This is a genomic window from Pseudomonas sp. P1_A1 (assembly GCF_056406935.1).
This window is the reverse complement of the sequence record NZ_JBFTZE010000001.1, coordinates 146,034-159,071: the sequence shown is the minus strand read 5'-3', so window position 1 is coordinate 159,071 and position 13,038 is coordinate 146,034. Positions and strand designations below refer to the sequence as shown.

Genomic DNA, 13,038 nt, shown 5'->3' with positions numbered 1-13,038 from the left:
CTGGATTTACGAGGCGCGCCCCGCAGACCGCTTTTGGCCGATTCTGTTGAAAAAGTCGGCTTCGGTTTCGGCAGAAAAGTACGCGCCTGAGATTGAAATCTGTGTTTTGCGCAGAAGGTTCAGGACTCGGATTTCACGTAGCAGCGTGCAAAAGAGGGGTTTTCACCCATCAATATTCGAGCGTTTTGGGCAAACCGACTTTTTCAACAGAATCGGCCGTTTGCAACCGGTCGCGAAGGGCAGAAATTCATCGCGTTCACTAAGATCTGAGGTGTTGGTAGTCAAACGGAGGCGCGCAATGAATCGGTCATCGCTATTTTTCGGATCGTTCAGCATCGCCTTTAGCGCGACAGCCGCTGTTCCACCGCCCATGGGCCCATTCGATGTGATCGAATGGCCGGCCACTCTGAAGGAGGCCCCTTCGCAAGGCGCTACACTTGGGGCGTTCGTCATTCAATTCGAGAAAACAACGCTAGCGCAGGTGATGAGCGAAGCTTCCGTTGGCACCCTCGCACATCGAGGCGATGCAGGTGCAAGTGTGTATTGGTTGTGCTTCAGCCAGCCAAGTGTCGGCGTGCGGATATGGATCATCTCGAATGCCGAGATGGGCGGGGACAGCCACTATGTGACCAGTGTTGTCGCCGAAAAACTCAAGACTGAACGGCCGAGCAGTGACTGTCCTGCGTTACCGGCACAGTTGCATCCTGTGTCATTTGCCAATCACCTATGGCCAGGTTCTACAGATATAGATATTCAAAGAGTGCTCGGGATGCCTTCACATCAGAATGGCGCATGGCGGACTTTCGACTTCCAGGGCAGAAAGCAAGGCAAGTGCGAAGRCGGATACGACGTGTATAACTGGCTGTGGACCCGGTCGGACAACGGGCGCGTCAACAGGATTGATGCGGGTCAAATAACCAGCTGCTAGCCGCACTTTTGATACCGCTTCTGGCCAATGCTTTGTTGGCTAGTGACCACCATATACCTCGCCCCGCTGCTGAAGGGCGACGAAAGCCGCTGCTGTTATCTGCTGATCTGTCCAGTTCCTGGTTAACCATATGGTCAGAGCCGCGCCGGATAGGTGCCACCACAGCATTCGCTGTGTTGAGTGCTGTTTGATCAAGTGTTCAGAGGCCACCCACCAGGCGACCAGCATTTTCCTATCGTTGTTACCTTTCAAAATGAAAAGGTCGTACAGATACGAATACGGGCTCAACTGCACTATTACCGGCTCGCCTGAGCCGTTGGCCAGGCTCCATACCCACTCACGCTGCGCAGTGGATATAGCTTGAGAGGGGGGCGAAGGATACTGCGAAATTCTGCTCAGACCGACCCAATAGGCAACCCAAGGCAGGATCAGTACCAGTCCGAGAGTCCCGATGAGCAAAAAGCCGACACGACGCATCATGAGGCTGAGTCCCTTTGCCAGAAAGTAACCATCGCTGCCTTTTTCCTATTGTGGGGGACTTATGGAATAGTGCTTTGTAAAGGCGAGTCATGTGAGCCTCGTATGAGGCGGCTCTCAACCCAGTATGGATGCGACGGACAAACAATGAACACTGCTCAACTATCAATTCGACAGTACATCAAAGCCAAGGACGGCAACCGTCCACATTTGTTAGACCAGGCCTTTGCGCCGGACGCGATCCTGGACATGGTCGTGCACACCGGATCCATCTCGTTTCCACCCCACGTCGAAGGCCTGGGGCYTATCGGTGATGTGCTGGTCAGGCGATTCGGCCAGACCTTCGAAAACGTCTATACCTTCTGCCTGGGACACCCGCCTGAACCGCAGGCCAAAACATTCCAGTGCAAATGGCTGGTCGGCATGTCCGACAAGCACTCCGGTGAAGCCCGGGTCGGTTGCGGTCTGTATGAGTGGCAGTTCAGCCCCGAGTCGGGACTTGTCCAGAGGCTCACTATCACCATCGAGCACATGAAAACCCTGCCAGCGACTGATCTGCACTGCATCATGGAGTGGCTATCGCATCTGGATTACCCATGGTGCCGCCCGGAAGTGTTAGTGAGCAATGCTCCAGACATAGACTCGCTTGAAGAGGTGATCCAGTACGTTACGGCCAATAGTCCAACTTGCCCCTCGCAGGTGGACGGGGCGTCGCTTTGAGGGGGCTTGCCCCCACAGGTTGCGCTACTACCCACCATGTCCCGCACGTCATTTACCGGATACGGATTTTCGGTGTCACGGACATGCCGACTCGCAGCTTCGCCGCCGCGGGCTGATCGGGATCGATACGAATGCGTACAGGCAAGCGCTGGACGATCTTCGTGAAGTTGCCGGTGGCGTTGTGCGGCGCGACGGCGGAGTAGGTGACTCCGCTGGCCGGTCCCAGGCTGTCCACCGTTCCTTGCAGCGTCTCGCCCGGCAAGGCATCCACCTCGATATCCACGGCTTGACCCTTTTGTACGCGCGCCAGTTGCGTCTCCCTGTAGTTGGCCGTGACATAGACGGCATCGAGCGGAACAATCGCCAGCAAGGGTTTCCCTGCATTGACGAAGGCGCCGATACGTACCGATTTCTGCCCGATCGTGCCGCCGATCGGCGCAGTGATGCGGGTATAGGAAAGTTTCAGCTCTGCGGTGGCTTGTGCGGCTTGCGCGTGGGCAAGAGCCGCCCTGGCTTTCTCCAGATCAGCTTTCAGGATATCCACTTGCTGCCGAGCGGCCTGTAAACCCGCCTGGCTCGTTTCCCCACGGGCCTGTTGAATGCTCAATTGCGCTTCGGCCTGTTGCCGCGCTTGCACCGTTCCCGAGCCGTCGGTGGCCAGGTTGCGATAACGGGTCTGATTGACGCTGGCCAACTTGAGCGCAGCATCGTCTGCGGCAACGGCCGCTTGGGCCTGGCGGATGGCGGTTTCCTGCTGAATCAGGTGCGCTTGCAGGCTGGCGATGCCGGCCCGGGCACTGGCGACCTCGGCCTTCGCTGCGTTCAGGGCCGCAACGAAATCACGGTCGTCAATGATCGCAAGCAGATCGCCTTTCTTGACCAGCTGGTTGTCTTCGACCATCACTGAGTCGACCGTTCCCGACACCTGCGGTGCGACCGTGGTGAAGTCGGCGTGGACATAGGCATCGTCCGTGGACTGGGTCGATGCGCTGGACTCGGGGCGATTGAGATAGAGAACACCGCCGATCGCCACTGCAAGCAGTAGCACCGCGCTGATGATCCTGGCTTTCTTTGGCAAGGCCATGATGGGTTATCCGTGTGAGGAAGATGAAGGAGAGGAAGAGGGCGAGGCCACATGCACGTCGGGTGCGGGGATGCAGGTCAGCCGCAGCACCAGAGGAATCAATACCAGCGCCAGAATGCCCAGCACGCGATAGGCGTCGGCGATCGACAGCACCAGCGACTGCTGGCCGATGAGGCCCATCAGTTGGGAGGGCTTAAGCGCAAGGACGTTATCTGTCAGGGCCGCATGGTTCAGCAGCATCTCCCCATGGAAACGACCGCGCACGGTCATCAGCTGTCCGACCACTGCCGCACCGGCCAGTGAACCGAAGGCGCGCAGGGTGTTGATGGTGCCGGACACATAAGGTCCTTCGGGGGGCTGCACAACGCTGGTGACCAGAAACAGCATCGATACCACCGCCATTGGCTGGCCGAACGCTTGCAGCGTTTGCACCACGACGAACTGCTCGCGGTTCCAGTCGGAGGTCAATTGCGCGCCGCAAAAGCATGCCAGTGCGATCAACAACAACCCCAACGCGAACACGATGCGCGCGTCGACCCGCTTCTGATACAGCAGCAGCGCCACGACAGGCCCCAGGACCAGTTGCGGCAAGGCGACGATCAAACCGATCGAGGCTATTTGCAGGGGCCGGTAGTTCTGCAGAGGGCCGAGATAGCTGGCCGGCAAGAGTGAACTGGACATCAGCACCACCAACAGGCAGACGAACAGAACGCAGCCCAGTCCCAGGTTGCGGCGTCCGAGGATCTGCAATTTGATGAACGGCGAGGGGTGATACCACTCAGTCAGCAGGTAGACGGCCAGCAGGGCCAGCCCGGCGACCAGCGATAAGGTGATCAAGGGCGAATGAAACCAGTCCAGCCGCACGCCTTGATCCAGTGCGACGGTAATCAAGCCTAGCGCGGGCACGCCGCAGGCCATGCCGGACCAATTGGCCTGCCCAAAGCGTGGGATCTGGATGGGCTCTCGTGGCAATCCCCATCCGACCAACAATCCGGCGATGATGGTCAGGGGAATGATCTGCCAGTACACCCAGCGCCAGTCGAACAGCCCATCCGTCCAGTACCCGGCCAGCCAGATCGAGAGATTGGGCGCGAAGGTCGCGGTCATCGCATACAGCGCCAGCCCATACAGCCGGATGGGCGCTGGCAGGAATTTCAGCGCCGCCATCATCAGCAGCGGGATCGTCGTGCCGCAGGCAATGCCTTGCACAAAGCGCAAGGTCAGCAGCAGGTTCAGATCGTGGATGAAGGGCAGGATCACCGCCAGCAGCGCACAACTGCCGAGCATCCACAGCTCGAAGCGCCGCAGCGATAGCGTAATGGCAAACCACGCCGCAAAGGGCATGGCAATCAATTCCCCGGCGCTGTACGCCGTGGTCAGCCAGGAGGCATCGTCGAGGCCAAAACCGAGTGCACCGCGTACATCGGCCAACGCCAATGCGCCGACGCGGGTGTTCAAACCCGCCATCATGGCCGCGAGAAAAATGCCAACGAGACCTGCCATTGGGCGTATCGAGGGCTTGGCCACGGGCGTTGCGGTAGCAGGGACGTCCTCTGGCGACAATGCGACTCCGTTCATTGGTCGGCCTTCGAAGGTGAAACGACCGGAGACGCGAGGGCAACCGATGGAGGTGTCGTCGAGTGATCGATGCCAACCTGCGGGTCCCAACCGCCACCCAGCGACTTGTAGAGGTTGACCACGGTGAGCGTGGCGTTGGTCGCGCTGTCATTGAGACTGGTTTGGCTGGCAAGCACGTTGAGCTGCGCCGTCAGTACGCTCAGATAGTCCGTAGCGCCTTGCTGATAGCCGCGTTCGGCAGACTGCAGTGCCTGCTTGTTCTGTTCATACGAATCCAGCAATTCAGCGTGCCGGCGCTGTTGGGCAGCCCAGGCGTCCAGGGCATTGTCCACTTCATGCCAGGCTCGCAATACCGTTTGCCGATAAGCCAGCGCGGCGGTTTTTTGCCGTGATTCGTTCAGGGCCAGACGCTGCGTCAACCGTCCCCCCTGGAAGATCGGAAGGTAAACCGTCGGGCCGACGGAAAAGAAGCGCGAGTCCCAACTCGCGAGATCGCCGCTTTCAAAAGCTTCCACGCCGACTTTTCCTTTCAAGCCGATACGTGGGTAGAAATCAGCCTTGGCCACACCGATGGCGGCTGTCGCGGCATGCAGCTGGGCTTCGGCGCGCAGGATGTCGGGTCGCCGGTGAGCCAATTCCGAAGGGACGCCGACCGGTACGCGGGTCGGCAGCGAAGGCAAGGGCATGGCTTGACGCAGTTGCGCATCGAGTGTGCGTGGCTGTTCTCCCATTAACAACGCCAGAGCATTCATCAGGGCGTTGCGGCGCTGGGTCAGTTCGGGAACCAAGGCTTTGATCGTCGCCAATTGCGCATGGGCGGACGAGGTTTCGAAGCGCGTCGCGACGCCGTTACGCTCGCGGCTTTCGGCCAGGCCGAGGGTGCGTTCGGCAATCCTCAGATTTTGCTGCGCAATGTCCAGCTGTGCCTGCGTTCCACGCAACTGCAAATAGGTGCGCGCCACTTCGGCGGACAAAGCCACCCGTGCCGCTTCGCGGTCATACACCGTGGCTTCCAGGGTCGCTGCGGCGCCTTCGCGCGTGCGTTGGGCACGGCCCCACAGATCGAGCTCCCAACTGGCATCGAATCCAAGCTGCCAGAAATTATCGGGGGCAGTAGGCGCTCCCAGGGCGGCGAACTTGCCATGTTCGCTGAGCCCCTCACGCGTGTAGCTGGCATTGGCCGCCACGCTGGGCAGCAACTGCGAGGAGGCGATGCCCAGTTGCGCCCGGCTTTGTTCAATGCGTTCGGAGGCTATGAGCAGATCAAGGTTGTCAGCCTGCGCACGTGATTGCAGCTCGGCGAGCACGGCGTCGTTGAACAACAGCCACCACTGGGAGGGCACTGCGGCGTCGGAAGTCAGGGGGACGCTGGGGTGGTCCTGCCTGGGCGCCAGCACCACTTCGCCAAGCTCGTTCTCAGGCTTCACGAAGTCGGGGCCGACCATGCAGCCGGCCAGCGAAACTGCGCCTAGCGTTGCGATTGCGCACTGCCGTAATTGTGAAAGCAGCCGTTGTGAGGTCATTGCAGCGTCCTGTCGAGGAAGGGATCGCCCCAGGCCGATATCGTTGAACGGATGATGTCGGCCGAGTAGGGCGTCACCGAGCACGCAGCTGGCCGCGTGTGCGGGCGGTGCTGTCAGTGCACCGGAGTAAAAATGGGCTTGCTCTTGTCCTTCAACAGGACGACCAGAAACTTGGCGGGTTTGGTGAGGCTGGCGTTGCGCCCGATCGTGTGGACGTCGTCCGGGCCTTCGTAGAAGGTCTGGCCCGGTGTCAGCGTGACGGATTCGCCACCGCGCACGCCCATCACAATCGAACCCTCCAGCACATAGATGAATCCGTGTGCATTGTGCCGATGCACGGGATCGCCTCCACCCGGTGGAAACTCCACCGTGATCATCACCGCTTCCTTGCCGGGATAGTCCGCCAGAGCTTTGGTCATCAGCGGTGTTACCTGCGCCGGTGGCAATGCCTCCTGTGCGCCGGCGGTGCCGGTGGTCAACAGGAGCCCTATGGCGAAAGTTCTGAAAATGGACATGGCGTGTTCCTCGTTGTCGATTAGTAGATGGCGCAGCACCCTGGCGGGGCTGCGCCTGTGTGCCGATGCCTGATCAGGACAGGCCGGACTTGTCTACACCGAACGCCTTGTCGTACGAGCCGGGTACGACCTGGAAGCCCACGTTGATGCGATTCCAGGCATTGATCGACATGATCAGGAAGGTCAGGTCCGATATCTCCTTCTCGGACAGTTGTATACGAACACGCTCATAGAGCTCATCAGGCACGCCACGGGCGGGAATCTGGGTGAGGATTTCGGTCCATGCCAAGGCCGCGCGTTCGCGTGGGCTGAACAGCGTTGACTCACGCCAGATGGCGACATGGTGGATCCTGAGCGGCCGCTCGCCATGGATCGTGGCTTCCTTCACGTGCATGTCCACGCAGAAGGCGCAGCCGTTGAGTTGCGATGCCCTGATATCCACGAGATCGCGCAGCGACTCCTCGATGGCGCATTGCTTGAAGGCAAGGCTGAACTCAACGAACTTCTTGAACAGCTCCGGGGATTGCTTCTGGTAATCGATGCGCTGGGTCATGGTGAATCCTCTGTGTGAGAAATACGTAGGTGGAGACTCGATGGCGTCCTGCCTGGCTAGCTGACTGGCGCGGTCCTTAAGCCGATGTGCGGCTGAGCCAGTTCAGGAAGCGTGTCGGACCGATGTGCGCGTCGTCGCCCGCGACCAGGGATCGATCATTCAACTCATCGCCGAAGTAGCGCGCATGCACGTCGGCGATGACCTGCCGCTTGTCGTGGTGCGCGGCAAGAAACTTGCGCGCCAGTTCATCGAGAGGGAAACGATCAGGTCCGCCCACCTCGACGATGCCATTGACCGGTGCCCCGACCGCAAGATCGGCCAGCACCGCCGAGACGTCATCCGATGCGATGGGCTGGATAAGGGCAGGCGAGAGGCGAATCGTGTCGCCGTCGGCACCCGAATTGACAATGCCTTCGATGAACTCGAAGAACTGCGTCGAACGCAGGATGGTGTAGGGGATCTTCGACGCCTTGATCAGCTCTTCCTGGGCGACTTTTGCCCGGAAGTAACCGCTTTGCGGAAGACGATCGGGGCCTACGACAGAGAGCGCGACATGGTGCTCCACGCCAGCGGCCGCTTCGGCTGCAAGCAGGTTTCGACCGGACGTTTGAAAGAACTCCATGACGGCCCGGTCTTCAAATGAGGGGGAGTTCGCCACATCGACGACGACCTGAGCGCCGGCAAGCGCTTCGGCCAGCCCCTCGCCAGTGAGGGTGTTCACGCCCGTACGTGGCGAGGCCGCCACCGTCTCGTGTCCATAGAGACGTAGCCTGCTGACAATGTTCGATCCGATCAGTCCGCTACCGCCAATAACGACAATTTTCATGTCCCGCTCCTCGGTTGGGTGTCGATCAAATTCGTTGCAGTGATCGATGTAGGGAGCATGCTCGCCAGCCGGGCGCGATACTTTGTCGAAGCCTTGGGTTTCCATTGAATTTGGCTTGGCTATTTGTCCAGGAACCCGTGTTATAAATCACGTCGCCTGGCCGCCAATCGTCGGCCGGTAACCACGGGCATGTGCCCGGCGCGTGAGTACGGGACAGGAGCCCTGAATGCTATTGGTGTTTGATGACTGCGTGCTCGACCTGGACCGGCGAGAACTCCTCCGGGCCTCCCAGGTCGTTGCCACTGCGCCCCAGGTTTTCGACCTCCTGGTTTACCTGGCGCAGAACCGCGAGCACGTCGTCAGCCGGGACGACCTGATCAATGCGATATGGACCGGCCGAATCGTCTCCGAGTCGACCTTGGCCAGCCACATCAATGCAGTGCGCAAGGCGGTCGGTGACAACGGTCAGCAGCAGCGTGTGATTCGAACGGTGGCCCGCAAGGGATTCCGCTTCGTCGCCGACGTCAAGTCGCTGGATTGCGTTGGCCTTCCAGGCACCGAATCCGCCCCCTCGGTTCAAGCCTCTGCATCCGAGCCGGCGCTGCCGGCCAAACCGTCCATCGCCGTCTTGCCATTCGTGAACTTGAGCGGAGACGAAGAGCAGGATTACCTGGCCGACGGCGTGGTAGGGGACATCATCGCGGCGTTGTCGCAGTATCGCTGGCTGTTTGTCGTCGCGCGCAACTCGAGCTTTACCTACAAGACCCGTACGGTGGACGTGAAACAAGTCGGTCGCGAACTGGGCGTTCGCTATGTGCTGGAGGGCAGTTGGCGCAAAGCCAACAATCGCGTGCGCATCACGGCCCAGCTGATCGATGCGACAACCGGGGCTCACCATTGGGCAGGCCGTTTCGAAGGTGTGCTGGGGGACATTTTCGAACTGCAGGACCAGATCACCGAAAGCGTGGTCGGCGCAATCGCACCACAGCTTGAGCGGGCGGAGATCGAACGTGCGAGGCACACGCCCACCGAAAGTCTCGACGCCTACGATTACTATCTGCGCGCAATGGCCAAGCTTCATCATGGCACCAGGGAGGCTATCGACCAGGCGCTGCCGCTCTTCCATAGGGCCATAGAGTTCGACCCGGATTTTGCATCGGCCTACGCGATGGCGGCCTGGTGTCATAGTTGGCGCAAAGCCAATCGCTGGATGACTGATCACCCACGGGAGGAAGCGGAGGGTATTCGACTCGCTCGCCGAGCGGTGGAGCTGGACAGGGGCGATGCGGTCGCTCTCACCCGAAGCGGCCATACGCTTAGCTATCTTGCTGGCGACCTCCTGGGTGGCATCGCATTGCTGGACAAGGCACTCATGCTCAATCCGAACCTCGCCGCAGCGTGGTTCCTCGGCGCGTTCCTCAGGCTCTGGCACGGCGAAACCGATGCAGCCATCGAGTACTTTACGCACGCCATGCGGTTCAGCCCCCTCGACCCGGAGCTGTATAGAATGCAAGCCGGAATGGCAGTCGCGAATCTCTTCGTGGGGCGCTTCGATACGGCGTCGTCATGGGCAGAGAAAGCACTTCGGGATTTGCCCGATTTTCTGTTGGCTGTCGCCATCCTTGCAGCGAGCCATGCGCTTGCCGGACGGACGACCGAAGCGCAGCGTGCGATGGACCATTTGCGCAAGCTCGATCCTACGTTACGCCTCAGCAATATCTCTGATTGGCTGCCGATCCACCGGCCGGAGAATCTCGCCACACTGGTGGACGGTCTACGCAGAGCGGGACTGCCGGAATAAGGGGCGCCGCCTGTTCACTGCGCGGGGAGAGGCGTCTGAAGCAGCCAGAATCGACATATCCAAACGCCCAGCCCCAAGCAGCGTTGGTTAACGCCCCAGCGCCGCTTCTTCCCGACCGCCGTTTCCGACAATCGCGTTCCACAGGCGGTCGGTTTCGGCCTGGTTTTCAGTATCGGACAGGCAAAGCTGATCATTGTATTGCTTATCCCGTTGTGGTCAGCGCCGTTGTGCCCGATACGGCTAATGAAAAAGGCGCCTGACGACAGGGTTGGAAAAGCATTCCAGGGCCTGGCCACAAGGTTTTAGAACATGCGTAAGCGATGGGCTTGAAACTGGAAGCAGGCTGCAGCTTCCGTTTCCCAGAAGCTGACAGTTCAGTTGGAAGCGTTGTTCCGCTGCTGAAGCTCAAGTTGCTTGGCAGCACTGGCTTCGAGGTTTGCACGCTCTTCATCCAGATATCGATAAATGCTTTGGAAGCTGGCGATTTTCTGTTTGATTTCTGCCATCTTCTTTTCAATTAGCTTAGCGCCGTCAGCACAATCGATCAGCTTGTTCCGCTGCGCATCCAGAAGCTCGCCTATTTCCCCCAGGGAAAACCCCATGCTTTGCGCGCGCTGGATAAAGTCCAGATCCTGCAGAGTTTGCGCTGTGTAAACGCGATAGTTGTTAGTTTGCCGCAGCGATGAGATCAGGCCGATTTGCTCGTAGTAACGCAGCGTATGGCGGCTGGCGCCGCTGCGGGCCTCGAGTTCGCCGATTTTCATGAAAACACCGCTTGACTGTAGAGTTGGGTCGATAGTTTACGCTTGATTTCTCACCTTAAACAAGGAACAGGGAAATGAGCGTGGAGTGCTTTGTCACGGGGGGTACCGGCTTCATCGGTCAACATTTGGTGGCGTACCTGAGTGCAAAAGGTCACACCATTCGGGTGTTGATGCGTCGCCCGGAGCGACTAGCTGCACTGCGGGAGCAAGTCGACAATTTGGGAGGGTGCGCAACCCGGGTATTTGCCGTAGCTGGCGATCTGGAACGGGACAACCTCGGGCTGAGTCTTGCTGACCGAGAAGTGCTAAGGCACGCCAGCGTCATATTCCACCTGGGCGCCCACTTCGCATGGGGGCTTTCAGTGGAGCATTCTCGCGCGGTGAATGTGGAAGGGGCAAAGCGCGTGGCGCTGTTGGCGGCTGAGCAAAAAAGCCGGTTAGTGATGATCGGCGGCTACATGCTGAAAAATCATGAACATCTGCAACGCATCGGAATTGATCCTCGTTATCCGGAGCTGACGAATTGGCCTGCCGTCTACCGACATGTCGGTGGTTACGAGGGGAGCAAGCTGGAGGCACATTTTGCGACCCTGGAGGTCATGTCCGCCAAGGGCGGGGAGATGACCGTTGTCCATCCCGCGACGGTTTGTGGCCACAGCTGCACGGGGTATATCCTTGACGGTCAGCCGCTGGTGGAGCTGATACGCAACCTGGTGCAGGGAAAGCTGACTGCGGTGCCCGGTACCGTCGAGCACTGGCTGCCACTGGTCACCGTGGATTACCTGGTTGAGCTGGTGGCGGTTTGTGCTTTTGATCCTGCCATGGTGGGCCAGGAACTGCTGGCGCTTGATGACCAAACTCCCAACTTGCGAGAACTCCTGGTTCAGGTGGCACAACCTTTGGGCTTAAAGTCTCCCAAGCATTACATTCCACTCCGTTTGCTGAAGTTGCTATTGAGTATTCCTCCCGTGGCGCGGTTTTTGAATACAAAACCCGAAGCCTTGGACTTTATCCAGACCACTCGTTTTGATACAGCGGCGGTCGAGCAATTTGCCAACAGACATGGAATAGCCAAACCGGATATACGTCAGTCTTTGCAGCACACTGCAACGTTCGTCAACTCATATTGCATAGCCAAGGGCCAGGCCCTCTGACTTCACCCTTGGGGGCGACAAAATCGTTAGCCCTTATGCCACAATAAATACTGGGGTTGGTGGGATCTTCGTATCCTCAACCTTTGCGCCGTCGATGTAGGGCGGCATTCTATCGAACGACAATTCAGCGACAGGGATCGTCATCAATGCAATCTACTTTCAGCAAAGGCGTCATATTTGCACTCTCCGCGGCGGCACTGAACGCAACGATCGGTGTACTCAGCAAAGTACTCATGATTAATGGCTTCACCGCCAGCAGTGTCGCTGTCATCAAGACCGTACTGGGTTGCATGCTTCTCTCGATCTTGCTGCTTTTCCTCAAGCGCCCGGCGTCGACGACCAAATGGATTCAGGCGGCGATCTGCGCATTCCTTGGCATCTTTGTGCTGTTCCACTTCGAAACGTCCGCCTATCGGCACTACGCTGCAGCAGGTGTAGTGGTGGTGCTGATGGCCAGTGCCTCAATTTCCTCGATCATTCTGGGGCGCATTTTCCTCAAGGATGCCATCACCGCGAACGCGACCGTGGGTGCCGCACTGGCTATCGCTGGGATCGCGGTGATCTTCGGCGCCGACCTGCAGCAGGGCTTTACCCTGCAAGGTGCCGCGCTAGCTTCCATGGCCGGCTGCGGCTATGGGGCCTTTTCGGTTGCCATGAAGCGGATGGGTGTGTCGGGGGGGCTGCACTTCACCCGGCAATTGTTGTTCTTTGGCAGCCTGTACCTGCTGATGCCGGCTGCGGCCGATGGTTTCGCGATCGGCGAGCTGTCTCCGCTGGCGATCGCCGCACTGCTGGCGCTGGCCGCGCTGCCGACCATCCTGGGCTTCTTCTGCACCACCAAGGCCATCGAGTATCTCAAGCCATCCCAAGTGCAGGCGCTGGAGCTGACCGAACCGTTGTTCGCCGCGCTGCTGGCGTTTGTGGCGCTCAATGAAGTACCGCGCGAAAGCCTGTACGCAGGGGCAGTACTGATCATCGTCGGCCTGTGTTTTTCCAATGAGCTGATCCGCTTGGGCAGCAAAGCATCCGTCCCTTCGACCGAGTGAGCTATTTTCGGATTCTGATTGCTTTAGCAATCAGTGGTTTTTAAGTGTTTTGAGCGACTGACCGCTTCT

General features: G+C 59.1%; 13 protein-coding genes. 5 read left to right on the top strand and 8 right to left on the bottom strand.

From position 1 onward, the window contains the following. Positions 1–298: 298 nt before the first annotated feature. On the top strand, positions 299–928 hold the full coding sequence (locus AC1D2Q_RS00800) for a hypothetical protein (protein ID WP_477811905.1): 630 nt from the start codon (positions 299–301) through the stop codon (positions 926–928). Positions 929–967: 39 nt separating this feature from the next. Here AC1D2Q_RS00800 and AC1D2Q_RS00795 read toward each other — a convergent pair whose 3' ends face one another. Beyond that, positions 968–1,408, bottom strand: a complete 441-nt coding sequence (locus AC1D2Q_RS00795) for a hypothetical protein (RefSeq protein ID WP_477811904.1) — start codon at positions 1,406–1,408, stop codon at positions 968–970. 144 nt (positions 1,409–1,552) lie between these two features. Between AC1D2Q_RS00795 and AC1D2Q_RS00790 the strand changes: the two genes are divergently transcribed. Next, a complete protein-coding gene (locus tag AC1D2Q_RS00790) occupies positions 1,553–2,125 on the top strand; it encodes a hypothetical protein (RefSeq protein ID WP_477811903.1) in 573 nt (190 codons plus the stop codon). A gap of 52 nt (positions 2,126–2,177) precedes the next feature. On the opposite strand, the gene AC1D2Q_RS00785 is transcribed toward AC1D2Q_RS00790, so the two are convergent. From AC1D2Q_RS00785 to AC1D2Q_RS00760, 6 genes are all read right to left on the bottom strand, one after another. After that, positions 2,178–3,209, bottom strand: a complete 1,032-nt coding sequence (locus AC1D2Q_RS00785) for an HlyD family secretion protein (protein WP_018930039.1) — start codon at positions 3,207–3,209, stop codon at positions 2,178–2,180. Between the two features lie 6 nt (positions 3,210–3,215). After that, complete coding sequence (locus tag AC1D2Q_RS00780; protein WP_477811902.1) at positions 3,216–4,712, bottom strand: MFS transporter; 1,497 nt, start codon at positions 4,710–4,712, stop codon at positions 3,216–3,218. A gap of 71 nt (positions 4,713–4,783) precedes the next feature. Continuing rightward, complete coding sequence (locus AC1D2Q_RS00775) at positions 4,784–6,310, bottom strand: efflux transporter outer membrane subunit (protein ID WP_477811901.1); 1,527 nt, start codon at positions 6,308–6,310, stop codon at positions 4,784–4,786. Between the two features lie 113 nt (positions 6,311–6,423). Further along, positions 6,424–6,825, bottom strand: a complete 402-nt coding sequence (locus tag AC1D2Q_RS00770) for a cupin domain-containing protein (protein ID WP_477811900.1) — start codon at positions 6,823–6,825, stop codon at positions 6,424–6,426. 73 nt (positions 6,826–6,898) lie between these two features. Further along, positions 6,899–7,378, bottom strand: coding sequence for a carboxymuconolactone decarboxylase family protein (locus tag AC1D2Q_RS00765; RefSeq protein WP_477811899.1), 480 nt, complete (start codon positions 7,376–7,378; stop codon positions 6,899–6,901). Between the two features lie 76 nt (positions 7,379–7,454). Beyond that, the gene (locus AC1D2Q_RS00760) at positions 7,455–8,204 is read right to left on the bottom strand and encodes an SDR family oxidoreductase (protein ID WP_026286720.1); all 750 of its coding nucleotides are present in this window, start codon (positions 8,202–8,204) and stop codon (positions 7,455–7,457) included. 226 nt (positions 8,205–8,430) lie between these two features. Here AC1D2Q_RS00760 and AC1D2Q_RS00755 point away from each other — a divergent pair, with 226 nt between their 5' ends. Then, complete coding sequence (locus AC1D2Q_RS00755; protein WP_477811898.1) at positions 8,431–10,005, top strand: winged helix-turn-helix domain-containing tetratricopeptide repeat protein; 1,575 nt, start codon at positions 8,431–8,433, stop codon at positions 10,003–10,005. Positions 10,006–10,379: 374 nt separating this feature from the next. Here the strand turns inward: AC1D2Q_RS00755 and AC1D2Q_RS00750 are convergent, their stop codons facing one another. Next, positions 10,380–10,769, bottom strand: coding sequence for a MerR family transcriptional regulator (locus AC1D2Q_RS00750; RefSeq protein ID WP_477811897.1), 390 nt, complete (start codon positions 10,767–10,769; stop codon positions 10,380–10,382). A 74-nt stretch (positions 10,770–10,843) separates the two neighbouring features. On the opposite strand from AC1D2Q_RS00750, the gene AC1D2Q_RS00745 reads away from it, so the two are divergent. Beyond that, a complete protein-coding gene (locus AC1D2Q_RS00745) occupies positions 10,844–11,923 on the top strand; it encodes an SDR family oxidoreductase (protein WP_477811896.1) in 1,080 nt (359 codons plus the stop codon). 146 nt (positions 11,924–12,069) lie between these two features. Further along, positions 12,070–12,969 (top strand): DMT family transporter, encoded by a 900-nt coding sequence (locus tag AC1D2Q_RS00740; RefSeq protein ID WP_477811895.1) that lies wholly within the window; start codon positions 12,070–12,072, stop codon positions 12,967–12,969. The last annotated feature ends 69 nt before the right edge of the window (positions 12,970–13,038 follow it).